General features: G+C 66.8%; 24 protein-coding genes, 1 tRNA gene and 1 pseudogene. 19 read left to right on the forward strand and 7 right to left on the reverse strand.

What is annotated here, in order from left to right; translation table 11 throughout:
* The first annotated feature begins 6 nt into the window (after positions 1-6).
* Positions 7-1,761 (forward strand): DNA repair protein RecN, encoded by a 1,755-nt coding sequence (gene recN, locus D3H54_RS12940; protein WP_149379375.1) that lies wholly within the window; start codon positions 7-9, stop codon positions 1,759-1,761.
* Here the strand turns inward: recN and D3H54_RS12945 are convergent.
* Entirely contained in the window at positions 1,754-2,713 is a 960-nt protein-coding gene (locus D3H54_RS12945; RefSeq protein ID WP_149379376.1) for a hypothetical protein, read from the reverse strand. The two genes, recN and D3H54_RS12945, sit on opposite strands and share 8 nt — an antisense overlap.
* Positions 2,714-2,878: 165 nt before the next feature.
* Between D3H54_RS12945 and steA the strand changes: the two genes are divergently transcribed.
* The 12 genes from steA to D3H54_RS13005 all read left to right on the forward strand — a co-directional run bounded on the left by steA (position 2,879) and on the right by D3H54_RS13005 (position 14,232).
* Positions 2,879-4,063, forward strand: a complete 1,185-nt coding sequence (steA, locus tag D3H54_RS12950) for a putative cytokinetic ring protein SteA (protein WP_149379377.1) — start codon at positions 2,879-2,881, stop codon at positions 4,061-4,063.
* A 25-nt stretch (positions 4,064-4,088) separates the two neighbouring features.
* Positions 4,089-5,030, forward strand: coding sequence for a copper transporter (locus D3H54_RS12955; protein WP_149379378.1), 942 nt, complete (start codon positions 4,089-4,091; stop codon positions 5,028-5,030).
* Positions 5,031-5,181: 151 nt separating this feature from the next.
* Positions 5,182-6,945 carry a CTP synthase gene (pyrG, locus tag D3H54_RS12960; protein WP_168215069.1) on the forward strand — a complete coding sequence of 588 codons (1,764 nt, stop codon included), beginning with the start codon at positions 5,182-5,184 and terminating at the stop codon, positions 6,943-6,945.
* Positions 6,938-7,561: an NUDIX domain-containing protein gene (locus tag D3H54_RS12965; RefSeq protein ID WP_149379380.1), complete on the forward strand. Its 624-nt coding sequence runs from the start codon at positions 6,938-6,940 to the stop codon at positions 7,559-7,561. The genes pyrG and D3H54_RS12965 overlap by 8 nt, the downstream gene beginning before the upstream one ends.
* Positions 7,558-8,574, forward strand: coding sequence for a site-specific tyrosine recombinase XerD (gene xerD, locus D3H54_RS12970; RefSeq protein WP_286199224.1), 1,017 nt, complete (start codon positions 7,558-7,560; stop codon positions 8,572-8,574). The genes D3H54_RS12965 and xerD overlap by 4 nt, the downstream gene beginning before the upstream one ends.
* A gap of 94 nt (positions 8,575-8,668) precedes the next feature.
* Entirely contained in the window at positions 8,669-9,532 is an 864-nt protein-coding gene (locus tag D3H54_RS12975; RefSeq protein WP_036344816.1) for a ParA family protein, read from the forward strand.
* On the forward strand, positions 9,529-10,338 hold the full coding sequence (locus D3H54_RS12980) for a segregation/condensation protein A (protein ID WP_168214850.1): 810 nt from the start codon (positions 9,529-9,531) through the stop codon (positions 10,336-10,338). Before D3H54_RS12975 ends, D3H54_RS12980 begins: the two co-directional genes overlap by 4 nt.
* Before the next feature lie 8 nt (positions 10,339-10,346).
* Positions 10,347-11,066 (forward strand): SMC-Scp complex subunit ScpB, encoded by a 720-nt coding sequence (gene scpB / locus D3H54_RS12985; protein WP_210419687.1) that lies wholly within the window; start codon positions 10,347-10,349, stop codon positions 11,064-11,066.
* Entirely contained in the window at positions 11,059-11,802 is a 744-nt protein-coding gene (locus D3H54_RS12990) for a pseudouridine synthase (protein WP_149379383.1), read from the forward strand. Before scpB ends, D3H54_RS12990 begins: the two co-directional genes overlap by 8 nt.
* On the forward strand, positions 11,799-12,479 hold the full coding sequence (gene cmk, locus D3H54_RS12995) for a (d)CMP kinase (protein WP_149379384.1): 681 nt from the start codon (positions 11,799-11,801) through the stop codon (positions 12,477-12,479). Before D3H54_RS12990 ends, cmk begins: the two co-directional genes overlap by 4 nt.
* A complete protein-coding gene (der, locus tag D3H54_RS13000) occupies positions 12,476-13,879 on the forward strand; it encodes a ribosome biogenesis GTPase Der (RefSeq protein ID WP_149379385.1) in 1,404 nt (467 codons plus the stop codon). Before cmk ends, der begins: the two co-directional genes overlap by 4 nt.
* A 50-nt stretch (positions 13,880-13,929) precedes the next feature.
* On the forward strand, positions 13,930-14,232 hold the full coding sequence (locus D3H54_RS13005) for a hypothetical protein (RefSeq protein WP_149379386.1): 303 nt from the start codon (positions 13,930-13,932) through the stop codon (positions 14,230-14,232).
* Here D3H54_RS13005 and D3H54_RS13010 read toward each other — a convergent pair.
* A complete protein-coding gene (locus tag D3H54_RS13010) occupies positions 14,229-14,912 on the reverse strand; it encodes a nitroreductase family protein (protein ID WP_149379387.1) in 684 nt (227 codons plus the stop codon). The two genes, D3H54_RS13005 and D3H54_RS13010, sit on opposite strands and share 4 nt — an antisense overlap.
* A gap of 143 nt (positions 14,913-15,055) precedes the next feature.
* Between D3H54_RS13010 and D3H54_RS13015 the strand changes: the two genes are divergently transcribed.
* Positions 15,056-15,823 (forward strand): sulfite exporter TauE/SafE family protein, encoded by a 768-nt coding sequence (locus D3H54_RS13015; protein WP_432246589.1) that lies wholly within the window; start codon positions 15,056-15,058, stop codon positions 15,821-15,823.
* Here the strand turns inward: D3H54_RS13015 and D3H54_RS13020 are convergent.
* The 3 genes from D3H54_RS13020 to D3H54_RS13030 form a co-directional block, all read right to left on the reverse strand.
* Positions 15,813-16,145: a group I intron-associated PD-(D/E)XK endonuclease gene (locus tag D3H54_RS13020; protein WP_149379389.1), complete on the reverse strand. Its 333-nt coding sequence runs from the start codon at positions 16,143-16,145 to the stop codon at positions 15,813-15,815. The two genes, D3H54_RS13015 and D3H54_RS13020, sit on opposite strands and share 11 nt — an antisense overlap.
* Before the next feature lie 217 nt (positions 16,146-16,362).
* Entirely contained in the window at positions 16,363-17,340 is a 978-nt protein-coding gene (locus tag D3H54_RS13025; RefSeq protein ID WP_149378470.1) for an IS481 family transposase, read from the reverse strand.
* Between the two features lie 345 nt (positions 17,341-17,685).
* Positions 17,686-17,759 (reverse strand) — tRNA-Pro (locus D3H54_RS13030).
* A gap of 452 nt (positions 17,760-18,211) precedes the next feature.
* Between D3H54_RS13030 and D3H54_RS32350 the strand changes: the two genes are divergently transcribed.
* Together D3H54_RS32350 and D3H54_RS13040 are read left to right on the forward strand one after the other, a co-directional pair.
* On the forward strand, positions 18,212-18,523 hold the full coding sequence (locus D3H54_RS32350) for a hypothetical protein (RefSeq protein ID WP_210419688.1): 312 nt from the start codon (positions 18,212-18,214) through the stop codon (positions 18,521-18,523).
* A gap of 10 nt (positions 18,524-18,533) precedes the next feature.
* Positions 18,534-19,727: a CaiB/BaiF CoA transferase family protein gene (locus D3H54_RS13040; RefSeq protein ID WP_149379390.1), complete on the forward strand. Its 1,194-nt coding sequence runs from the start codon at positions 18,534-18,536 to the stop codon at positions 19,725-19,727.
* A 10-nt stretch (positions 19,728-19,737) separates the two neighbouring features.
* Here the strand turns inward: D3H54_RS13040 and D3H54_RS13045 are convergent, their stop codons facing one another.
* Entirely contained in the window at positions 19,738-20,826 is a 1,089-nt protein-coding gene (locus D3H54_RS13045; RefSeq protein ID WP_149379391.1) for a methyltransferase, read from the reverse strand.
* Between the two features lie 100 nt (positions 20,827-20,926).
* Here D3H54_RS13045 and D3H54_RS13050 point away from each other — a divergent pair, with 100 nt between their 5' ends.
* Positions 20,927-21,493, forward strand: a complete 567-nt coding sequence (locus D3H54_RS13050) for a TetR/AcrR family transcriptional regulator (RefSeq protein ID WP_149379392.1) — start codon at positions 20,927-20,929, stop codon at positions 21,491-21,493.
* Here D3H54_RS13050 and D3H54_RS13055 read toward each other — a convergent pair.
* Entirely contained in the window at positions 21,490-22,131 is a 642-nt protein-coding gene (locus D3H54_RS13055; protein WP_149379393.1) for a TetR/AcrR family transcriptional regulator, read from the reverse strand. The two genes, D3H54_RS13050 and D3H54_RS13055, sit on opposite strands and share 4 nt — an antisense overlap.
* Before the next feature lie 61 nt (positions 22,132-22,192).
* On the opposite strand from D3H54_RS13055, the pseudogene D3H54_RS31775 reads away from it, so the two are divergent.
* A pseudogene (locus tag D3H54_RS31775) lies at positions 22,193-23,194 on the forward strand (ABC transporter permease); the annotation flags it as partial.
* Positions 23,168-24,556: a cadherin-like domain-containing protein gene (locus D3H54_RS31780; RefSeq protein WP_286199279.1), complete on the forward strand. Its 1,389-nt coding sequence runs from the start codon at positions 23,168-23,170 to the stop codon at positions 24,554-24,556. The pseudogene D3H54_RS31775 and the gene D3H54_RS31780, both read left to right, overlap by 27 nt.
* Positions 24,557-24,641: the final 85 nt, after the last annotated feature.

Consider the following 24,641-nt stretch of genomic DNA (forward strand, 5'->3'; position numbering starts at 1 on the left):
CCGGCGATGCTGGCTGAGATCCGGATCGAGTCACTGGGCGCGATCAGCGCCGCCACCGCGGAGTTCGACCGCGGCCTGACCGTGCTGACCGGCGAGACCGGCACCGGCAAGACCATGGTGGTGACGGGACTGCACCTGCTGGGCGGGGCGCGCGCCGACGCCACCAGGGTGCGGTCGGGTGCGGAGCGGGCCGTCGTCGAAGGCCGTTTCGCCACTGCCGAACTCGACGATGCCACCGGCAAGAGGATCGACGAGATCCTGGATTCCTCCGGCGCCGACCGCGACGACGACGGCAGCATCATCGCGCTGCGCACGGTCAGCCGCGACGGGCCGTCGCGGGCCTATCTCGGCGGGCGCAGCGTGCCGGCCAAGTCGTTGTCGACGTTCACCTCGGAGCTGCTGACGCTGCACGGCCAGAACGACCAGCTGCGGCTGATGCGCCCCGAGGAGCAGCGAGCCGCCCTGGACCGCTTCACCGGCGTGGACGCAAAACTCGAGCGCTACAAGAAGCTGCGCGACCAATGGCAGGTGGCCCGGCGGGATCTGGTCGACCGGACGAACCGGGCGCGCGAGTTGGCTCAGGAGGCGGACCGGCTGAAGTTCGCGCTGACCGAGATCGACGGCGTCGACCCGACTCCGGGTGAAGACGAATCGCTGGTGGCCGACATCCGCCGGCTCTCCGAACTCGACGCGCTACGCGAAGCGGTCGCCGGGGCGCGCGCCAATCTCTCGGCCGACGACCTCACCGACGGCGAACCCCGTTCGGCCACAGATACGTTGGGGCGTGCGGCGGCCCTGCTGCAGTCCACCGACGATCCCGCACTGGGCGCGCTGGCCCGTCAGCTCACCGACGCGCTGACCGTCGCAGGCGACGTCGCCCGCGAACTCGGCGACTTCCTGGGCGACCTCCCCGATGACGCCAGCGCACTGGAGAGCAAGCTGGCGCGCCAGGCCGAGCTGCGCAACCTGACCCGCAAGTACGCCGCGGACGTCAACGGTGTGCTGGCGTGGGCCACGGAGTCCCGGGAGCGCCTGGCGCAGCTCGACGTCTCCGAGGACGCGCTGGCCGGGCTGGGCCGCCGCGTCGACGAGCTCGCCGGTCAGGTGGCGACGTCCGCCCTGGAGTTGTCCAAAGCCCGCACCAAGGCGGCGAAGGGCTTGGCCAAGGCCATCACGGCGGAGCTGACCGGGCTGGCGATGACGCACGCCGACTTCAGCGTCACGGTGTCGCTGATGCCGGCCCGCGACGACGACAGCGCACCGTTGCGGTTGCCGTCGGGCGAGACCGTGCATGCCGGTGGCGAGGGCATCGACCTGGTCGAGTTCGGGTTCACCGCGCACCGCGGCACCGATGTCCTTCCGCTGAACAAGAGCGCTTCCGGTGGTGAGCTGTCCCGCGTGATGCTCGCATTGGAAGTGGTGCTGGCCGCGTCGGCGGAAGGCACCACGATGGTGTTCGACGAGGTGGACGCCGGCGTCGGTGGCCGGGCCGCGGTGCAGATCGGCCGCCGGCTGGCACGGCTTGCCCGCAGCCATCAAGTCATCGTCGTCACCCATCTTCCACAGGTCGCCGCCTACGCCGACAGCCACCTCGTCGTTGACAGTGCCGGCAACGGGACCAGCGAGGTGCGCCGCCTGGACACCGAACAGCGGGTGGGGGAGCTGGCGCGGATGCTGGCCGGGTTGGGGGAGTCCGACACCGGCCGCGCGCACGCCCGAGAGCTGCTCGACGCCGCCCAGGGCGACCGGGGACTCAGCTGAGCTGGATGACGACGGCATAGCCGTCGTGGTCGCCGGTGGTGCTTGTCCGGCGGTCGAGCTCGTTGTCCATGTCGACCAGACCCAGATCGGTTGCGCCGGTGCGCACCAGCGCGGCGCGGACCGCGTCCCTGGCCCGATTGAACGACACGTAGACGTGGGTGGGGACCACATAGAAGAGGCCGGGACGCTCGCGGCTGAACGAGGCGGTCCACACGTAGCCGTTCCCGCCGGGGGCGGGCGCCGCGCCGAACACTCGGCCGTGATCGTTGGTCAGCAGCCAATGGGCGTTCGAGAACGCCTGCTCGGGTCCGGTGGGCTGCTGCCCGTAGACGACGCCGTCGATCAGACCCTGATACCCCGTGGAGTGGACCGGCTGCGCCGGGAACCCGGCCGCACCCAGGGCGGCGTTGAGCTTGCCGGCCGATTCCTCGGCGGTGGTCGACGTCGGATCGAGGATGATCAGGTTGATCGGTTGGTACAACGCCTTGAACGGATATTGCTGGTTCGGCCAGTCGGCGAGGCCGCCGCTGCGGCCGAGCATCCACTTCCCGATCGCCCCGTAGGCAGTTGTCGTCGTCTCGACCGGAGTGGGACGGGCCTCCGGGGCTCCGGTCAGTGAGTCGTGGAGGTCGTCGAAGAACGTCGTGACCGCCGCGACGAAAGCCGGCACCGGAGGCGGTGACCCCACAGGACGCGGCGCGGGTCTGGCGACGCCCGCCGCGGGGGTGGAAAGCCTTGACGCAGTGGGTGTCTTGCGGGCTCTGGGCACCGTCGCGGTCGACGGCGGCCGCGAGTGGCCGACCGAACCTGCCGAGGTGCTGGACCCGTGGGTCGCTGAACCGGTACCGGGCGACTCGGCGCTGGCGACGCCGCCCCCGGCCAGCAGAGCCGCGCCCACTCCCAGCCCGACGAGCAGCCCACTGACCCAGGTCGCGCGGGATATTCGGCTCATGTTCGGCTCCGTCGATCGGTTAGCTGACGGTAACCGGTGGGGGCCGCGGGGTGTGGGCAATCGCGTATCCGAACTGTGTTACTGCTGTGACAAAATGTGACTTGTGTGGCTGGTGTTACGGCGCGCCTCCGCGGATATCCGTCCGGTCGCCGACAGAATCCCAGCATGAAGATGTCAGCGCTTCTCTCCCGTAATACCGGTGCACGACCAGGAGTCGTGGGGACAGCCCGCGTCGATCGCGATATCGATCGCCTGCTGCGCCGCGTCGGCCCGGGGGACATCGTGGTGCTCGACATTCTCGACCTGGACCGGATGACCGCTGACGCTCTGGTCGACGCGAACATCGCCGGAGTGGTCAACGCCTCCCCGTCGATCTCGGGCCGGTACCCGAACCTCGGCCCGGAAGTATTGGTGGCCAACAACATCACGCTGATCGACAGCGCGGGCCCCGAAGTCTTCAAGAAGATCAAAGACGGCGCGAAGATCCGGCTGCACAACGGTGGGGTGTATGCCGGTGATCGACGGCTGGCCCTGGGCGTCGAGCGCAGCGACGAAGAGATCGCCGACCTCATGCAGGACGCCAAGACCGGGCTGGTTGCGCACCTGGAGGCGTTCGCGGGCAACACCATCGAATTCATCCGCAGCGAGAGCCCGCTGCTGATCGACGGTATCGGCATCCCGGACATCGACGTCGACGTGTACCGCCGCCACGTCCTGGTGGTGGCCGACGGGCCCGGCGCCGAAGACGACCTCAAGGCACTCAAGCCCTTCATCAAGGAGTACCAACCGGTGCTCATCGGTGTGGAGAGCGGCGCGGACCTGCTGCAGAAGAACGGCTACCGGCCCCAGCTGATCGTCGGCAACCCCGACCAGATGAGCGCCGACGTGCTCAAGAGCGGTGCGCAGGTGGTCCTTCCCGCCGACGCCGACGGGCACGCCAACGGCTTGGAACGCATTCAGGACCTGGGCATCGGAGCGATGACGTTCCCGGCGGCCGGCTCGGCCGCCGACCTGGCGCTGCTGCTCGTCGATCACCACGGCGCCTCGCTGATCGTGACGGCCGGTCACTCGGCGAGCATCGAGGAGTTCTTCGACCGCTCCCGCCAGCAGAGCAACCCGTCGACGTTCCTCACCCGGCTCAAGGTCGGCGAGAAGCTCGTCGATGCGAAAGCTGTTGCCACGCTGTACCGGAACCACATCTCCGGTGGCGCAATCGCCATGCTGATCCTCGCGGTGCTATTCGCGATCATCGCCGCATTGTGGGTGTCGCGGGCCGACACATTCGTCATCGACTGGATTGTGACCTACTGGAACCGCTTCTCGCTGTGGGTGCAGAGCTGGGTGACCTAGGCGTAGAGCAGAAAGGCTCACCGCTGTGATTTCGCTACGCCACCATGCCATTTCGTTGGCTGCGGTGTTCCTTGCGCTGGCCGTCGGCGTCTTCCTGGGCTCCGGCGTGCTGTCCGACACGTTGCTGTCCGGATTGCGCGACGAAAAGCAGGACCTCAGCAAACAGATCACCTCGCTCACCGATCAACGCAACGCGCTGAACGAAAAGCTCAGTGCTGCCGACGATTTCGACAAGCAGATGTCGAGCCGGATCGTCAAGGACGCGCTGGCCGGTAAGTCGGTGGTGTTGTTCCGCACCCCCGACGCCAACGACGATGACGTGGCGGCGACAAGTCGGCTGATCGGACAGGCCGGCGGAACGGTCACCGGCACGGTCGCGCTGACGCAGCAGTTCGTCGACGCCAACTCCGCGGAGAAGCTGCGCTCGGTGGTCAACTCCTCGATCGTGCCGGCCGGCGCGCAGCTGAGCACCACGCTGGTCGACCAGGGCTCGCAGGCCGGCGACCTGCTCGGCATCGCGCTGCTGATCAACCGCAACCCCGCGATCCGCCCGGCGGATGACACCCAGCGCGACACCGTGCTGGCCGCGCTGCGCGACACCGGCTTTCTGACCTACCAGGGCGATCGCCTGGCCGCTGCCAACACCGCGGTCGTGGTGACCGGCGGAGCTCTGGGCGATGACGCAGGCAACCAGGGCTCCACGGTCGCCCGATTCGCCGCGGGGATGGCCCCGCACGGATCGGGAACAGTGCTCGCCGGCCGGGACGGATCGGCCACCGGAACCGCGGCGCTCGCGGTGACGCGGGCTGACGCCGGGATGGCCGCCGACGTGACCACCGTCGACGACATCAGTTCCGAGTCGGGCCGCATCACCACCGTGCTGGCCCTGCAGAACCTGATCAACGGGGCACCGTCGGGCAAGTTCGGCATCGGGCCGGGCGCGGCGTCCCTCACCGTCCCGCAGTAGACGCCGGGCAACGCAGAGGTAACGAAGGCCACTGGCGTGTTAGCGCCGGCTTGTCGGCGTCGGTGTTAGGGTGAGATTCCGTGGGTAGGCAGGCCCCAGGCAGTTCCCAGCGATCCCCTGCCCGACGTCACGGAGGTTGCTCTTGCCCCCACTGCGCAAGCACCCGCAGACCGCCACCAAACACATCTTCGTCAGCGGTGGAGTTGTCTCGTCCCTCGGTAAGGGCCTGACTGCCAGCAGCCTCGGTCAGTTGCTGACCGCGCGCGGCCTGCAGGTGACGATGCAGAAGCTCGACCCCTATCTGAACGTCGACCCGGGAACGATGAACCCGTTCCAGCACGGTGAGGTGTTCGTCACCGAGGACGGCGCCGAGACCGACCTCGACGTCGGGCATTACGAGCGCTTCCTGGACCGCAACCTGTCCGGCTCGGCCAATGTGACCACCGGGCAGGTGTATTCGTCGGTGATCGCCAAGGAGCGCCGCGGCGAGTACCTCGGCGACACCGTGCAGGTGATCCCGCACATCACCGACGAGATCAAGGGCCGCATCCTGGCGATGGCCGAGCCCGATGCCGCGGGAAACCGGCCCGACGTGGTGATCACCGAGATCGGTGGCACCGTCGGCGACATCGAGTCGCTGCCATTTCTGGAGGCCGCACGCCAGGTCCGCCACGAGGTCGGCCGGGAGAACTGCTTCTTCCTGCACGTATCCCTGGTGCCGTATCTGGCGCCGTCGGGCGAGTTGAAGACCAAACCCACCCAGCACTCGGTGGCTGCGCTGCGCAGCATCGGTATCAGTCCCGACGCGCTGATCCTGCGCTGCGATCGTGACGTGCCCGAGCCGCTGAAGAACAAGATCGCGCTGATGTGTGACGTCGACATCGACGGGGTGATCTCGACGCCCGATGCGCCGTCGATCTATGACATTCCGAAGGTGCTGCACCGCGAGGAACTCGACGCCTATGTGGTGCGCCGGCTCAATCTGCCGTTCCGCGATGTCGACTGGACGCAGTGGAACGACCTGCTGCGTCGGGTGCACGAGCCCAAGGAAACCGTCCGAATCGCGTTGGTGGGCAAGTACGTCGACCTCTCCGATGCCTATCTGTCGGTGGCCGAGGCGCTGCGCGCGGGCGGGTTCGCACACCGCGCCAAGGTCGAGATGCGCTGGGTCGCCTCCGACGACTGCGAGACCGACAGCGGCGCGGCCGTTGCGTTGGGTGACGTGCACGGCGTGCTGATTCCCGGCGGGTTCGGCATCCGCGGCATCGAAGGCAAGATCGGCGCGATCCGCCACGCCCGCCAGCGTGGGCTGCCGGTCCTCGGCCTGTGCCTGGGGTTGCAGTGCATCGTGATCGAGGCGGCCCGGTCGGTGGGGCTGACCGAAGCCAACTCGGCCGAATTCGAACCGGCCACACCGGATCCCGTGATCTCTACGATGGCTGACCAGCGTGAGGCCGTCGCCGGTGAGGCTGATCTGGGCGGCACCATGCGGTTGGGTGCTTACCCGGCGACGCTGGAAGTCGGTTCGATCGTCGCCGAGGCGTACGACTCGACGCATGTGTCCGAGCGGCACCGCCACCGCTACGAGGTCAACAATTCCTATCGCGACCGGATCGCGCAGAGCGGCCTGCAGTTCTCCGGCACCTCACCGGACGGTCATCTGGTCGAGTTCGTCGAGTACCCGCGCGACGTGCATCCGTTCCTGGTCGGCACACAGGCCCATCCGGAGCTCAAGAGCCGGCCGACCCGGCCGCATCCGCTGTTCGTGTCGTTCATCGGTGCGGCCATCGACTACAAGGCGGGCGAGCGGCTGTCCCTGGAGATCCCAGAACAGCACTCCAACGGCAAGGAACGCCCGGAGGAGGCGGCCCAGCCGCTGGCCGAGCAGGTTCCAGAGCACTCAGCCCGTGGCTGACCACGACTTCGAGACTGTCTCCTCTGAAACCGCTTACCGCGGAAACATTCTCGCCCTGCGAGTCGATCAGGTCCGGATGCCGGGCGGCAACATCGCCAAGCGCGAGGTCGTCGAGCACTATGGTGCGGTGGCGGTCGTCGCGGTTGACGAAGCGGGTCGGGTTGCGATGGTCTACCAATACCGGCACCCGATCGGGCGCCGGCTGTGGGAGTTGCCCGCCGGGCTGCTCGACGAGCCGGGGGAGGACCCGACCGAGGCCGCGGCGCGCGAGCTGCGCGAGGAGACCGGCCTGACCGCCGAACGCTGGGACGTGCTGGTCGACCTGATGTCCTCGCCAGGGTTCAGCGACGAGGCTCTGCGTGTCTATCTCGCCCGGATTCTCACTGATGTCGGGCGGCCCGAGGGCCACGACGAAGAAGCCGATATGGAAGTGCACTGGGTCCACATCGCCGACGCGGTGCAGCAGGTGCTCTCCGGGGAGATCGTGAATTCCACTGCGGTAGCGGGCATTCTGGCCGCACACGCGGTGATCGTCGACGACAAGCGGCCCCGGCCCGTCGATGTGCCGTTCCCGGACCGCCCGACGGCGTTCGCCGCGGGGAAGGCCCGCCGATGACGACGTTCTCCGCTGATATCCCGGGTCGCTCCGCTCCTGCCCTCCGAACCGATCTCCCGGGTCGCTCCGCTCCTGCCCTCCGAATCGCTCTGGACGGGCAGCTGCAGGGCTACCTCGACCACCTGACCATCGAGCGCGGGGTGGCCGCCAACACCATCAGTTCCTACCGTCGCGACCTGCGCCGCTACGTCGAGCACCTGTCGTTGCGCGGTATCGACGACCTGACAGGAGTCAGCGAGAACGACGTTAGCGAGTTTCTGGTGGCGCTGCGCCGTGGCGATCCCGACGCCGGCGTGGTGCCGTTGTCGGCGGTCTCGGCAGCGCGCGCCCTGATCGCGGTGCGCGGCTTTCACCGGTTCGCCGCCGCCGAGGGGATCATCGGCATCGACGTCGCCCGCGCGGTCAAGCCGCCCACGCCGAGTCGTCGGCTCCCCAAGAGCCTCACTCTCGACGAGGTGCTGGCACTGCTCGAGGGCGCCGGCGGGGACAGCCCGTCGGACGGGCCGCTGACGCTGCGCAATCGCGCCCTGCTCGAGCTGCTGTATTCCACGGGCGCGCGGATCTCCGAGGCTGTCGGCCTGGACGTCGACGACGTCGACACCGAGGCCCGATCGGTACTGCTGCGCGGCAAGGGCGGCAAGCAGCGCCTGGTGCCCGTCGGCCGCCCGGCGATCGCGGCACTGGACGCCTACCTGGTGCGAGGCCGTCCCGACCTGGCGCGCCGGGGCCGCGGCACGCCGAAGATCTTCCTCAACGCGCGTGGCGGGCAGCTGTCGCGCCAGAGCGCCTGGCAGGTGCTGCAGGACGCCGCCGAACGGGCCGGCATCTCCTCGGCGGTATCACCGCACACGCTGCGTCACTCGTTCGCCACCCACCTTCTCGACGGCGGTGCCGACGTCCGCGTCGTCCAGGAACTCCTCGGCCACGCCTCGGTGACCACGACGCAGATCTACACGCTGGTCACGGTGCATGCCCTGCGCGAGGTATGGGCCGGCGCACATCCGCGGGCATGATGTCGCGGGTCTGCCTCGTGTGGCGACGACACACCGTTAGACTTTCGCGGATGTTCGCCACGCCGCCGAAAAGCCTGCTGACGGGGGGCACGGCGTGACCGACGAGGCAGACGAAGCCACACCGATCGGTCTCACCGGCCGCCCGCCCCGCCACATTCCCGAACCACAGCCGCTGACCTCGCACGGGCCGGCCACGGTCATCTCGATGTGCAACCAGAAGGGCGGGGTCGGCAAGACCACCTCGACGATCAACCTGGGGGCGGCGCTGGCGGAGTACGGCCGGCGGGTGCTGCTGGTGGATCTGGATCCGCAGGGCGCGCTGTCGGCGGGCCTGGGCGTACCGCACTACGAACTGACCCACACCGTGCACAACCTGATGATCGAGCCGCGGGTGAGCATCGACGAGGTGCTGATCAACACGCGGGTCAAGAATCTGGACCTGGTGCCGAGCAACATCGACCTGTCGGCCGCTGAGATCCAGCTGGTCAACGAGGTGGGCCGCGAGCAGACCCTGGCGCGCGCGCTGCACCCCGTACTCGATCGCTACGACTACGTCCTGATCGACTGCCAGCCGTCGCTGGGCCTGCTCACCGTCAACGCGCTGGCCTGCTCCGATGCGGTGGTCATCCCGACCGAATGCGAGTATTTCTCGCTGCGCGGGCTGGCACTGCTCACCGACACCGTCGACAAGGTGCGGGAGCGGCTCAATCCGCGGTTGACGATCAGCGGCATTCTGATCACCCGGTTCGACAATCGAACCGTCAATGCCCGTGAAGTGATGGCGCGGGTCCTGGAGCGCTTCGGCGACCTGGTGTTCGACACCGTCATCAGCCGCACCGTGCGGTTCCCCGAGACCAGTGTCGCCGGCGAGCCCATCACCACCTGGGCGCCGAAATCGGTTGGCGCACAGGCATACCGGTCGCTGGCCCGCGAGGTCATAGACCGCTTCGGCAAGTGACCGATTCACCGGCGCCTGAAAAGGGCTTCCGTGTCAGGCTGACCAACTTCGAGGGTCCGTTCGATCTGCTGCTGCAGTTGATCTTCGCCCACCGCCTGGATGTCACCGAGGTCGCGCTGCATCAGGTCACCGACGAATTCATCGCCTACACGCGGGAGATCGGTCCGAAGCTCGAGCTCGACGAGACGACCACCTTTTTGGTGATTGCTGCCACACTGCTCGACCTCAAGGCCGCGCGGCTGCTGCCCGCCGGTGATGTGCACGACGAGGAAGATCTGGCGCTGCTCGAGGTGCGCGACCTGTTGTTCGCGCGGCTGCTGCAGTACCGCGCGTTCAAGCATGTCGCCGAGATGTTCGCCGAGCTGGAGGCCGCAGCGCTGCGAAGCTACCCCCGGGCGGTGACGGTCGAGGATCGCTTCGCCGAGCTTCTTCCCGAGGTCATGCTGGGTGTCGACGCCGCAGCCTTCGCCGACATCGCCGCCGCGGCGTTCACCCCGCGCCCGGTTCCCACCGTCGCGACCGAGCACTTGCATGCGTCGCAGGTGTCGGTGCCGGAGCAGGCCGAGCTGCTGTTGGAGTTCTTGTCGGCGCGCGGGGCGGGGCAGTGGGCGTCGTTCAAGGAACTGGTGGCCGACTGCGAGGCGCCGATCCAGATCGTCGGACGGTTCTTGGCGCTGCTCGAACTGTATCGGGCCAGGACGGTAGCATTCGAGCAGCCAGAACCACTTGGTGTGCTCCAGGTTTCATGGACCGGCGACCGGGTTGTGAACGAAGAGCTGGTCCGAGCCGAGTGGGAAGAAGAGTAGAACCAATCATGACCGACGACGCAGCCGACATACCCGAGGTTGACCCTGGGGCCGACTCGGGGTCCGATCTCGGTATCGACGTCGCCCTCCCCGAGATGGACGACGACGAACTGGTCCGGGTGCTGGAGGCGCTGTTGCTGGTCGTGGACTCTCCGGTCAACGCCGAGACGCTCGCGTCGGTGACCGAGCAACCACAGGATCGGATCACCGCCACCCTGGAACGCATGGCGGCAGCGTTGGCGGACCGCGAGAGCGGCATCGACCTGCGCGAGGCGGGCGGTGGCTGGCGGATGTACACCCGGGCCCGGTTCGCGCCGTATGTGGAGCGGCTGTTGCTGGACGGGTCACGGTCGAAGCTCACCCGCGCGGCGCTGGAGACGCTGGCGGTGGTCGCTTACCGGCAGCCGGTGACCCGGGCGCGGGTCAGCGCGGTGCGCGGCGTCAACGTCGATGCGGTGATCCGCACGTTGGTGGCGCGCGGGCTGATCACCGAGGCGGGCACCGACGAGGACAGCGGCGCGACCACGTTCGCCACCACCGAGTTGTTCCTCGAGCGGCTCGGGCTTTCGTCACTGACCGACCTTCCCGACATCGCCCCGCTGCTTCCCGACGTCGATTCGATCGACGATCTGAGTGAAAACCTGGATGCCGAACCACGTTTCGCCAAGCTGGCCGGTGTCTCGGCAGCCGATCCGAACGTCTCGATCGATGTGGACACCGATGCCTGAACCAGAAGGAGTGCGGCTGCAGAAGATCCTGTCGCAGGCAGGAGTGGCCTCGCGACGGGTGGCCGAGCGGATGATCGTCGATGGCCGGGTGGAGGTCGACGGACGTATCGTCACCGAGCTGGGCACCCGGGTCGATCCGGCCAATGCCGACATCAGGGTCGACGGGTCACGGATCGTCGTGGACGACTCGATGATGTACCTGGCGATCAACAAGCCCATCGGAATGCATTCGACGATGTCCGACGAGCGTGGCAGGCCGTGTGTGGGTGATCTGGTGGAGCATCGGGTCCGCGGCAACAAGAACCTTTTTCACGTCGGGCGGCTGGACGCCGATACCGAAGGCTTGTTGCTGCTGATGAATGACGGCGAGTTGGCCCACCGATTGATGCATCCGTCGTATGAGGTGCCCAAGACGTACCTGGCGACGGTAACCGGCTCGGTGCCAAGGGGTTTGGGTAAGACGCTGCGCGCCGGCATCGAGCTCGACGACGGACCGGCCAAGGTCGACGACTTCGCCGTGGTCGACGCGGTGCCGGGAAAGACACTGCTGCGGGTCACGCTGCACGAAGGGCGTAAGCGGATCGTGCGCCGCCTGTTGGCGGCAGCGGGCTACCCCGTCGAGGCGCTCGTGCGGGTGAGCATCGGTGAGGTGACGCTGGGTGAACAGCGGCCCGGCAGCATCCGCGTGCTGACGCGCAAGGAAGTCGGCGATCTGTACAAGGCGGTAGGTCTGTGAGTTCATGCGTTGTGGCGGTCGACGGGCCGGCCGGAACCGGAAAGTCCTCGGTGTCAAGAGGATTGGCGCGTGCGTTGGGCGCCCATTACCTGGACACCGGTGCGATGTACCGGCTCGTGACGCTCGCGATTCTGCGCGCCCACATCGACTTGGCCGACGCCGAGGCCATCGCGGCAGCCTCCGATGTGGCGCTGTCGGTGGGTTCTGACCCGGACGTAGACCGGGCTTACCTTGGTGCTGAAGATGTTTCGGCTGAGATTCGGGGCGACGAGGTCACCCGCGCGGTCTCGGCGGTGTCGGCGGTCCCCGAGGTGCGCACCCGGATGGTGGCGTTGCAGCGTGAACTGGCGGCGGGGGCCGACAGGGTCGTGGTCGAAGGCCGTGACATCGGTACGGTCGTGCTTCCGGATGCCGACGTGAAGATTTTTCTGACCGCCTCGGCCGAGACGCGGGCGCGCCGCCGCAACGATCAGAACGTCGCGAGCGGGTTGCCCGATGACTACGAGACGGTGCTGGCAGATGTGATCCGCCGTGACCACCTGGATTCGACCCGCACGGTGTCACCGCTGCGACCGGCGGAGGACGCGATCATCGTCGACACCAGTGACATGACCCAGGACCAGGTGGTGGCCAGTCTGCTTGATCTGGTCGAAAAACGAAGTGGTGCAATGCGATGAGCGAGGACGGCACGTGGTCTGACGAAAGCGATTGGGAGCTTTCCGAGGAAGGATTCGACGACGACGAGGAGGCGCAGGCGCCGCCGCCGGTGGTGGCAGTGGTCGGTCGGCCCAACGTCGGCAAGTCCACGCTGGTCAACCGGATCCTCGGCCGGCGTGAAGCCGTCGTGCAGGACCTGCCGGGGGTGACCCGCGACCGGGTGTCCTACGACGCGTCCTGGACCGGGCGGCGCTTCGTCGTGCAGGACACCGGCGGGTGGGAGCCGGACGCCAAGGGCTTGCAGCAGTTGGTCGCCGAGCAGGCCTCGGTGGCGATGCAGACCGCCGATGCGGTGATCCTGGTCGTCGACGCGACAGTCGGCGCCACCAGCGGCGACGAGGCGGCAGCGCGAATCCTGCGCCGGTCGGGCAAACCAGTGTTCTTGGCGGCCAACAAGGTCGACAACGAGAAGGGCGAGGCCGACGCGGCCGCGCTGTGGTCGCTCGGGCTGGGGGAGCCGCACCCGATCAGTGCCATGCATGGCCGCGGGGTGGCCGACCTGCTGGACGAGGTCGTCGCGGACCTGCCTGCGCAGTCCGAGGTGGCCCAGGCCACCGGTGGACCACGACGGGTGGCGCTGGTGGGCAAGCCCAACGTCGGCAAGAGCTCGCTGCTGAACCGGTTGGCGGGTGCCGAGCGTTCGGTGGTGCACGACGTCGCAGGAACCACGGTCGACCCGGTGGACTCGCTGATCGAATTAGGTGGCAAGACATGGCGTTTCGTTGATACCGCCGGCTTACGCCGCCGGGTCGGGCAGGCCAGCGGCCACGAGTTCTACGCTTCGGTCCGCACGCACAGCGCGATCGATGCGGCCGAGGTGGTCGTCGTCCTGATCGATGCCTCGCAGCCGCTGACCGAACAGGACCAGCGGGTTCTGACGATGGTGATCGAAGCGGGGCGGGCGCTGGTGCTGGCGTTCAACAAATGGGATCTCGTCGACGAGGACCGGCGTTATCTGCTGGACCGCGAGATCGACCGCGAACTGGCGCAGCTGCAGTGGGCGCCGCGGGTGAACATCTCGGCCAAGAGCGGCCGCGCGGTGCAGAAGCTCGTGCCGGCGATGGAGACGTCGCTGGCGTCCTGGGATTCCCGCATCTCGACCGGGCAGCTCAACACGTGGATCAAGGAAGTCGTCGCGGCCACCCCGCCGCCGGTCCGCGGCGGTAAGCAGCCGCGGATCCTGTTCGCCACCCAGGCGACTGCACGCCCGCCGACGTTTGTGCTGTTCACCAGTGGTTTCTTGGAGGCCGGCTATCGGCGGTTCCTGGAGCGGCGGCTGCGCGAAACCTTCGGTTTCGAGGGCACCCCGATCCGGATCAATGTGCGGGTGCGGGAAAAGCGCAAGCTCAAGCCGCGTTGATTCGGCGGGTTTGACGGTATTTGGCCGCTGCTGGGCATAGATTGCCGGTCATGGAGTTTGCTACCTCATTGGCGCCCACCCGCCGACTGGTCTATGGCGTTGCCGGTTTGATGATCGCCGCGGCGCCCGCCGTCGCCGTGTTCTCAGGAGCGTTCGACGGCGCCGTGCCCCGAGTGCTGGCGTGCTCGGAATCCGACACCGAGGACAGCTTCTCGATGAACTGCGCGCCGTCGGTGATCCCCGATACCAGCGACATGCTGACCGAAGCCGAGGTCGCCGAGCCCGGGTGGAACGGCGGCGACCATGGTGGAGGTCCGGCCGGTGGCGCACCCGGAAGCGGCGGCCACCGCTAGGTCGTGAGCCCGCGGTTCCCGTACGTGTCGAAGTGGACGACGTCCTCAACCGGCCTGCGGGTGGTCGGGCCGTAGCGTCCGCGCGGCCAGCCGAGCGGAACCACACAGATCGGGGTCACCGACAGCGGTAGGCCCAGGATTCTGCGCGCCGAGGTGACGCTCCACAGCGGCATCGTGATCAGGGATGCACCCAGTCCCATGGCCCTGGCGGCGAGCAGCAGGTTCTGCACGCTGGGATAGATCGAGCCGAAGTACGACGTTTCGCCGACGAACGGCGTCGGGATGTAGGGCACTCGGGTGCCGCCGCGAAGGCAGGGAATCACCAGGACCGGTATCTCGCTGAAGTGCTCGACCTGCCACTCCACTGCCTTCAGGATCTTGAGCATCGACTCGTCGTTGGCGGCTTGCCGTCTGCCGAGGGTTCCGTAGATCGACCAGGGCTGGCGGTAGCGCTTGCCGAGTTGATCTTTGACCTTCTGGTCTTTGACGACGATGAACTCCCAGTTCTGTCCGTTGGACCCGGTGGGAGCCCGAAGTGCCAGTTCGATGCACTTCACCACGATGGCGTCGTCCACCGGATCGGGTTTGACCCGCCGGATGGCGCGCTGGGTCATCATCGCATCGAGCAGGGGCATGGAGAGGTTGGCCAGCGCCTCGCCGGTACTCGGAATCTCGCTCATGGGAATAACAGGCTAGGTGGCTTGCTGCCGGAGCAGGGCTGTGTGCTGTATCACGCTGCAGGCGAGCGTGTTTGGTGGCCGCTTCGGGCGCCGTCTGTGCTGATCGGTTCGCCGGATAGGGTTCCTTGGTGTCAGTTGCCCACATGATCGTGATCGTCCTGGCCGGGGTGGGGGCCGGCGCCATCAATTCGCTGGTGGGTTCGGGCACGTTGATCACCTTTCCGACGCTGGTGACGCTCGGGTTTCCGCCGGTGACGGCGACGATGTCGAACGCGATCGGCCTGGTGGCCGGCGGTGTATCGGGTACCTGGGGGTATCGCAAGGAACTGCGTGGGCAGTGGGATCGGCTGCGCTGGCAGATCCCGGCGTCGCTGATCGGCGCGGCGATCGGGGCGTTCCTGCTGCTCCACCTGCCGGAGAAGGTGTTCACGCAGATCGTTCCGGTGCTGCTGGTCGGCGCCCTGGTGTTGGTGGTGATCGGGCCGCGTATCCAGGCCTACGCACGGGCGCGCGCCGAGGCCGCAGGCCGCTCGGCCGAGCATGTGTCGCCCAAACGGATGACGGCCCTGGTGGTCGGGACATTCGCGGTGGGCATCTACGGCGGGTACTTCACCGCCGCACAGGGCATCCTGCTGATCGGGGTGATGGGCGCGCTGCTGCCCGAGGACATGCAGCGGATGAACGCGGCCAAGAACTTGCTGTCGCTGCTGGTGAACATCGTCGCGGCGGTGGCCTACACCATCGTGGCGTTCGACCGGGTGAGCTGGGAGGCGGCGGGGTTGATCGCCGCCGGATCGCTCGTCGGCGGGTGGCTGGGCGCGCACTATGGACGGCGGCTCTCGCCGAATGTGCTGCGGGCAGTGATCGTGGTGGTCGGGTTGATCGGGTTGTACCGATTGCTCACGGTGTAGCTGGCTCGCGCTGGACCAGATACTCGCGATAGGCAGACATCTGAATCGCCTTGAGACCGCCGACCGCGGCGATGGGGATCAGGTAGTAGTTGAAGTCGCCATCGATCACGAAGAAGTAGTCGATCTCATCTGGATCGTAGGTTGTACGTGTTTTGCCGGTCTTGGAGATCCATGCGGTCCAGGAAGACCCCTGTTTCACCGTGGTGGTTTTCACTTGGACCCGCCGGGCAGCGTTGTCGATCCAGACGAGTAAGTCGTAGCGGCAAGGCTCGAGTGGCCACGATACCGAGTGGCCACAGAGCTCAAACCACGCCGCAGCCATGAGTGATCCGGCACGAGAAAGATGGACGAGTCGCGGAGAAGATTTGAGATCGGAAACGGATGCATCCCGTGGCGGCGACAAATGGGCGGTATACAGGCCCAGGCGAACCGCATGGCCGCGGATCGTGGCCAGGCTGGACCCTCCGACGAGGCCAAGTGCCTCGCCGACCTGAGTCCACGACGTGGCGGAACGAATCGCGGCGGCTAGATGTACTCGGTTAGGACGTTGGTGTCAGTCTGCTGATCGGTGGTTGGCCTCCGATAGCTGAGTGGCGTCGTTGATTGTTGTAGTCCTCGAGCCACGGGGCAAGGGCGGCAGTGCGGGCGGCGTTGGTGGTGAATATCTGCCGGTAGGCCCATTCGGTCTGCAGTGTGCGGTTGTAGCGCTCCACCTTTCCGTTTTGCCAGGGGCAGTGCGGCTTGATGAAGACGTGTTTGGCGCCCAGGTTTGCGATGACTGCGGCGACATCGGCGGAACGCCGATAGCTCCAGTGGTTGTCGGTGATGACTCGCTCGATGGTCGAGATCCCGTGGGTTCTGAAGTACTCGGCGGCTCTGGCCAGAAACCCACCGCAGGTCGCGCCCTTTTCGTCGGGCAAGATCTCTGAGTACGCCAGCCGCGAATGGTCGTCGACAGCGGAGTGCACGTAGTCGAACCCGATGCGCGCGTTCTTACGGGCGGCGGTGTCGCCCATCTTTTTGCCGTGTGCCTTCCAGCCACCCCCGTCGGGGATGCGCCCAATCTTCTTGACGTCCATGTGAATCAGTTCGCCGGGGTGCGCCCGCTCGTAGCGCACCGCGGTTGTCTTCGATGCCCGGATTACCTCACCGGTCAGCGGGTCACAATCCCGCAGATACGGCATCTGGCGACGGCGCAAGATCGCCGACACCGTCCGGGCCGGCAGACCCAACTCGGCGGCGATCCAGTCCTGACCCCGCCTGCTGGTGCGGCGCAGCTCTATCACCGCATCTTCAACCACAGATGGTGTGCGACGTGGGCATCGACGCGGTCGTGAGGACCGATCCGACAGGCCGGCAAAGCCTTCAGCGTGGAACCGGCGAACCCACCGGTGAGCGCACTGGCGAGAAACTCCCAGTTCGGCGGCGACATGAGACACCGGACGGTGTCCCTCAACGATCCGCTCAACGAGCAGCAGACGACCATGAACGGTCAAACGGGCATTAGCGTGGGACACGAGGACCTCCGTGGACTGGTGAAGACGTCAGACATCTCCACTAAGCCCGGAGGCCCTCCCTACAGCAATAGCGATCCGTCACCAATGTCTAAGCCGAGTACAGCTAGAGCCTGGTCGGTCCACCGACGCTGACCGGTGAAATGTGTGTAATCGACTTCGAGTCGGTCGGCATGGGCACGGACCGACCGCATAGCCGCGGCCGAAGTACCGGCCAGCCCCAGGGTGCGTAAAACACCACGCCAAGATCGAGAGGCTCGGACAGCGTCGATCAATTCAGCGTCCGAATACTGCCGCATTATGCGGCGCGACCGCGTTGCATAACCATGGTGCAGTCATTCAAGTCGGTCGGGCTGACAGGATTTGAACCTGCGACCCCTTCACCCCCAGTGAAGTGCGCTACCAAGCTGCGCCACAGCCCGCGTGCCCGCCGGAAACAACCGATGGACGCCAAGGAACGATACATCAGGGGCGCCTGAAACTCCGAAACGGTCGACGCGCGCCCATGGAGAGTCGGCACCTCGTCCGGTCTCGCTCCCGAACAACAGCGACACCAGCCTGACTCACACCGGATCGGAAACGGCTTCCGGGCCGGGCCGGTAGGGCGGCAACCGCCATGCGCGAGAACGCTATTCGATCCGTCAGGTGGTCTGCCAGGAGGGCGACTCTGCGGCCAGCGCGGCGCTGAGTCCGCGGGTAGTCGCGGAGAGTTTTCGCCCATCCGGATGACGTCGGCGCCGCTCATCGCCTCAGGACTCGGAACAAGGCTCAGGATCAAGGCGATACGTGAGTACGCAGTCAAGACCGGCGAGTTGATGTGGCTCACCTCGTAGGTTCGGTCACTGTCCAGGCTGACCGGAAACCACTGTTCCTGATGGATCGGCTCGTCGGTCAACGCCTGCGCCAGCTCGCTGAGCCGGGTGGAACGGACCTCGGCACTACGGACGATGAGCGCCAGTTCCTGCAGGCGCAGATCGGGCAACAGATGAAGCCCGACCGCGTAGCCACGCCGTTCGGCGGGCGGTGCACAATGCGAAGGCTTCGATCCTGGCCAGTGTGGCTCGACGAGGCCGACGCCCGTCAGATCGAACAGCAACTCGTCGTTGAGGTCATGCGTTCCGCGGACGCCCAGGAGGGTCTCGCCGCGTTCGGCGAGAAGCGTGCGCCAGGATCCACGGGACGGTAAGAGAGTGGGTATGGAACACACTGGGCCGCTGCGCGGTATTCGCGTTCTGGAGTTGTCGCTGGCGCTCACCGGTCCCTACATCGGCGCACTGTTCGCCGACCAGGGCGCCGACGTGGTGAAAGTGGAACGCCCCGACATCGGCGACATCCTTCGGTGGATCGGACCGAGCGTGAACGGGTTGAGTGCGGTGTTCCGGGTGTGCAACCGCGGCAAGAAGTCGATCGCGGTGGATGTCCGAACCGACACCGGACGCGAGATCGCGCTGGAGTTGGCGGCGAAGGCCGACGTGGTGATCCAGAACTTCCGTCCCGGCGTGGCCGACCGGCTCGGTCTCGGGTACGACGACGTCGTCGCGATCAATCCGGGCGTCGTCTACGTGTCGCTGACGGGCTTCGGTGAGGTCGGCCCATATCGGGACCGCAGCGCATACGACACGGTGATTCAGGCCTACGGCGGGGTGGCCTCCAGCCAGGCCGCGCCCGACGTCGGCGAGCCGATCTTTCTGCAGCAGGTGCTGGCCGACAAGGTCACCGCGCTGTACGCCAGCCAAGCCGTCACCGCCGCTCTGTTCGCTCGCGCGACAGGCCGCGGCGGACAACACGTGCACGTCTCCATGGTGGATGCGGTGGTGTCCTTCCTGTGGACCGATGCGGCCGGCAACGAGGTCCTGCTCGATTCGGACAACTCGCAGCCGTCCAGCTTCACATCGGGATTCAAGCCGTTCCGCTTCATCGACGGGTGGGGCGTGGTGACCCCGATCTCGGATTCCGACTTCACCGGTATGTGCAGAGCTCTGGAAGCACCCGGCGCGGACGACCCGCGACTGCAGACCGCAGACCTTCGAAATCAGCACCGCCCGTTGATGGCCGAGGTGATGGCAGCGTGTTACGCCGGCGCGGAGAAGCTGACGGTGCGCGAAGCGACGGAGAGATTCGAAGCCGCCGACGTACCGTACGCGATGATCGTGCCGCCCGAGGAATTGCCCGACGATCCGCACGCCATCGCGATGGGGCTGTTCGAGGAACTTCACGACCCGGTGGTCGGCAGGGTCCGAATCCCGCGGCATCCCGCCCTCTTCGACGGGACCCCGGCTCAATTAGCCGGTCCGGCACCGAAATTGGGTGAGCACACCGAAGAGATACTCGCCCAGGTGGGTCGCGCGGGCCAGCGGGCCGACTTGCGGGAATCAAGGGTCATCGCCTGACGACGGTCGGCTAGACCGCGACCGCCTCCAGAATGCTGATCGGGCCGACTGTGTCGACCACTCGAGTCAGCCGGAATCCTGCCTTGTCGAGCAACTGACCGTATTCGGCCGCGGTGCGTTCGCGGGCGTCGGCGACGACAAGCATCTCGATGTCGACCCACTTGCCGTGAAAATTCCTGTCGTGGTCTGGAATCACGAACTCGATCAACAAGACTCGCGTGCCTCGGCGAGCGGCAGCGCGCACGGTCTGCAGAATGCGGACCGCATCGCCGTCGCGCCAGTCATGGATGACGTGCTTGAGCACGTAGGCATCGGCGCCGTCTGGAGCTGAATCGAAGAACGAGCCCGGGTCGATTCGGATGCGGTCCTCGACCCCGTACTGGCGGAGCAGCGCAGGTGCGCCGGCGACCACTTCGGGCAGGTCGAACAACACGCCGCGGGCCTGCGGCGCTGATTCGAGGATCGCGGCGAGCAGCCGGCCGTGACCGCCGCCGATGTCGGCGATCGTGGCGAAGCGGCTGAAGTCGTAGGCCGCGACGACAGCGGTGATCGACGACTCCGACAGTCCCGTCATGGCCTGGTTGAAGATCCCGGCGAGCTGGGGCTCATCGGCGAGGTAGTCGAAGATCGGCTTGCCCCGCAATGCCGGAACCACCGCAGACCCCGTTCGTATCGCGTCCGCCAGGTGGCTCCAGTGCTCGCGGTGTTGTGCTGAGCCAACCCAGCGGGCCATACCTGCCATCGAGACAGGGGAGTCGGTGCGCAACGTCTCCGCGAGGGCGGTGAGCTCATAGCGGCCGTCGCTGCGCTGCCGGAACACGCCGACACCGATGAGTGCCCGGAGCATTCGGCCCAGCGCGTTCTGGTCGACGTTGAGCCGGCGCGCGAGATCCTCGCCGGTCGCAGGTCCGTCTGCCAAGGCGTCGGCAACACCCAATTCTGCTGCAGCGGAGATCAATTGGGCGATCCATGCCCCCATGATGAGCTCCATCATCGCCGCGGCCGGCGGGACGGCGCGTTGATTGATCCGGGACAGGTGATGGCGGACGCGCTCGACGGCCCGGACAACTCTCGTCGGTGGCGCTTTGGTGGACGTCACGGGACCATCCCTTCCTGGTTCCTCGCGTAGCCGATAAGCGACCGAACCGTAACCCCACTTCCCATTTAATGCAAGTGGGCACTTGCATTAGTATCTGGGTGTGCCCAAACGCATCGACGAGGACGACCTGTTCCGGACAACTGTCGCGGTCTTCGCCGAATGTGGCTATCGGGCCACCACCACCCAGGAGATCGCGGCGCGGGCGGGTGTCAACGAAGCGACGCTGTTCCGGCGCTACGGAGCCAAGGCGGCTCTGATCAACACGGCCTTGGCGCACGTATTGGCTGACTCATCGTTCGCGAGCGTGGCGATCACGGACGATGTCACGGCCGACCTCACCGCGCTGGTGCGATCGTACGTCGAGACCGCACAGCGCTACGGCGGTGCGGTCGCGACGCTTCTCGCCGAGATTCCCCGGAATCCGGAACTGCGCGAGGCGATTACGGCGCTGATGCCCAATCTCGTCAATGCGGCCGGCGTGATCGCGGCGCATCAGGACGCCGGGCGACTGGCGGCAGGCGATCCACTGCACACGTTGGTGACATTGATCGGGCCATTGTTGGTGTTCGGCCTGTGGGCCCGCACCGGGGCGGCTCCGGCGGTCCCGGACATCGACGCGGGCAGGGTGGTCGCCGACTTTCTGGACGGGCATCGGGACCGCGGCTAGTCGGCCCCGGTGGCCGGCAGGCCGAGTTCGTCGGCAGGCGCGCTGAGGTAGCGCTGAACGCTCGGACCGATGAGTGTGACCACCTCGTCGGCGGTCAGCGTCGACAGTGGCGGCACTCGCATGACGTAGCGCAGCATCGCCGTACCGACGAGGCTTGTGGCGGCGAGCATCGCCCGTAGTCGCGCTTCGTCGGCGCCGCCCAGGGCGTCGGTAACCGCGGTCATCACATAGCTGTGCAAGAACTCCCGAAATGCCTCGTGCGCATCGCTGTTCGACGTCGCCGACTGCAACATCGAGACCATGCTCGTAGCGGTATCGGGCTGCTCCCAGATGCTCAGATAAGCCCGGACGATGCGGAACCCCAACGCGTCATCAGCGTCGGCAGTCAGCTGGTCGGTGAAGAGTTTCGGGTCGAGAACCAGCTTCATCGACTCGCGGAACAGCTCGGCTTTCGAGCCGAACAGATACAAGACCATCGACGGATCCACATGCGCTTCGTCGGCGATCGCGCGCAGCGTCGTCTTCTCGTAGCCGTGTCGAGCGAACTGGTTCTTGGCTGCACGCAGGACCACGTCCCGTGACACGGGTTCGCCATGGCGTCTGCCGCGTCGCTTGTCCATCGCCGCACGTGAAGGCATGTCTGACGATATCATTTCAATAGACATTGAATTATCTGCGCCCGCGGTTTACGCTCTGCTCATGATTTCATCCGTCGTTGAAAAAAATCCGGAAGCTCGGCCGGGGCATGCGGCGGAGCGGGTACGCGTGGCCTCGGGGGCGACCCGTGCGATGGGAATCGTCGTCGGCCTGTCCGTCGTGGTGGCGGTGTTGGCGATCGCGTTCGCGCTGCCGGCGGCCCGCAGCAAGCCACACGACCTGCCGATTGGCGTAGCCGGTCCGCAGGCGGGACAGATCGCAGCCCTGCTGCGGCAGAACGCTCCTGGATCGTTTCGCGTGACCACCTATCTCGACGAGCCGGAGCTACGGGGTGCCATTCGTGGCCGGATCGAGTACGGCGGTCTGACGCTCGGCCCTGCCGGCCCCGTCCTGCTCACCGCCACCGGTGCCAGTCCGGCTGTGGCTCAAACGCTTTCCCAGCTCGGTAATCAGCTCAAGACAGTGATCGCCGTCCCACTGCGAACCGAGGACCTTGCGCCCCCGACCGGCCGGGACCCACGCGGAGCGGGCCTCATCGCCTCCGGTCTGCCCATCACGATCGCGGGCCTACTTCCGGCAATCGTGTTGGTGTTACTGCTCCCGAACCGGGTATGGCTGAGAACCGTTGCACTGCTGATATTTTCAGCGACAGCAGCGGTGACGATCACCGCAGTCCTGTTGTGGGTCGTCGGTTCCCTCGACGGGAACGCCGGCGGTGTCGCCGCAGCTCTGATGTTGGGTCTGAGCGGTGCGGGCCTGGCCGTGCTGGGGCTGGGCACGCTATTCGGGCGCATCGGGTTGGCGCTCGGTTCGGCGTTGGCGTTGCTGCTGGGAAACCCATTGTCGGGCCTGGCCAGTGCGCCGGAAATGCTGCCCAGGCCCTGGGGTGAACTTGGCCAGTACCTTCCTCAGGGGGCGACGGCGACGCTGCTGCGTTCCACCGCGTTCTTCGACGGGGCGGGCGCCGGTTTCGCCACCGCGGTGTTGATCTGCTGGGCAGTGGGCGGCACGGTGCTGATGGGAATCGCAGCCGTGAGGTCCGCGGCGCATCGCGGTCCGACTGTTCGCCGCATTGGTGGCCCTGTTGTCTGGCTGGGTGCCGGTGCGATCGCGGTCGGCATCGGCGCTGCCCTGGCGCAGGGGTCTGCGGTAGCGAACGCCGACACCGGACATGGCGGTAGGAGCGACGCGCGTGGCAGCGCCGGACCTGCCGCGCCCGCCCGTCGTGGTGACGCCGTCAAAGTCACGGCGCCGAAGGCTATCCGGTCATCTGTCGGCGCCAATCGCGCCACGCCCGCGGGTCCGGTCAGGAAGGCTCTCCGCCCTCGTGACGTACTGGGCTGGCTTCGCCGCGAGTTGCGCTACACTCTGTTCAACAAGCCTCCCGTGATCGCCGCCGTTCAGCACTCGGAGGATCCCGTCACCGGTGTCGTCACGGGAGATCTCCACGACGCCAACGGATCTCGGGGTGAAGTGACCTATACGATCACCCAACCCGGCAACGCGGTCGTCCACGTCAACCCAGACGGCACCTTCACCGTTACTCCCGACGCGACTACTGCCCACCGTGGCGGTTCGGTGAGCTTCACCGCCACCGCAGATAACGGCAGCACATACCGGCTGCCCGGCGTACTGGGCCACATCCAATCGGTAATCCACTACTACGCACAGCGGTTGGGTATCAGCGGCCCTGACGCGGCCAGCGCGACGGTGACCGTCACGGTCGCGTCCATCAACAAGGCGCCGACCATCGGCGGCTACTCCGACACCACGTCGGCCGTCGACGGCACCGTCGCCGGGCAGATCGAGGCCACTGATCCCAACCAGGACAACCTCCACTTCAGCGGACCGGCGACGAGTGCAGCTGGGGGAGCCGTCACCGTCAACTCCGACGGTTCGTTCACCTACACGCCGACGTTTCAGATACGCCACGCCGCGGCCGCTGACAACGCACCCGAGGCGGCCGCCACCGACAGTTTCGCGGTCACCGTCGACGACGGCTACGGAGGTTCCGCCACCGAGACGATTACGGTGCCGGTGAGTGCTGCCAACGCAAAGCCCACCGGCGGCACGATCGCCGACTTGGCCGTCGACAACGTCATCGGCGTGGTCACCGGATCCGTCATCGGGGTCACCGACCCGGATTCGGACCCGCTGAGCTACAGCTCGAATCCGGCGACAACGGGCGGGGGTTTCGTCGATGTCTACGGTGACGGGTCATTCACCTACAACCCGACGGCTGAGCAACGTCATCTCGCCGCGGCGTTGGGCGCCCCCTTCACCGTGACCCACGACAGCTTCGTCATTTCGGTCGCGGACGGCCACGGCGGCAGCACCGCGATCACGGTCGTGGTCCCGGTCGCGCCCGAGGTGGATGAACCCCCGACCGGGGTCGCGGCCGGCTGACCCCGCGGGTGTCGAGAACCGACACAGTGACCGGGTAAAGGACTAGAGTTCGCTCGCCGGTCGAGAATTCTCGAAGACGGGAGGG

Source organism: Mycobacterium sp. ELW1 (assembly GCF_008329905.1).
In the GTDB taxonomy this organism is placed as follows: domain Bacteria; phylum Actinomycetota; class Actinomycetes; order Mycobacteriales; family Mycobacteriaceae; genus Mycobacterium.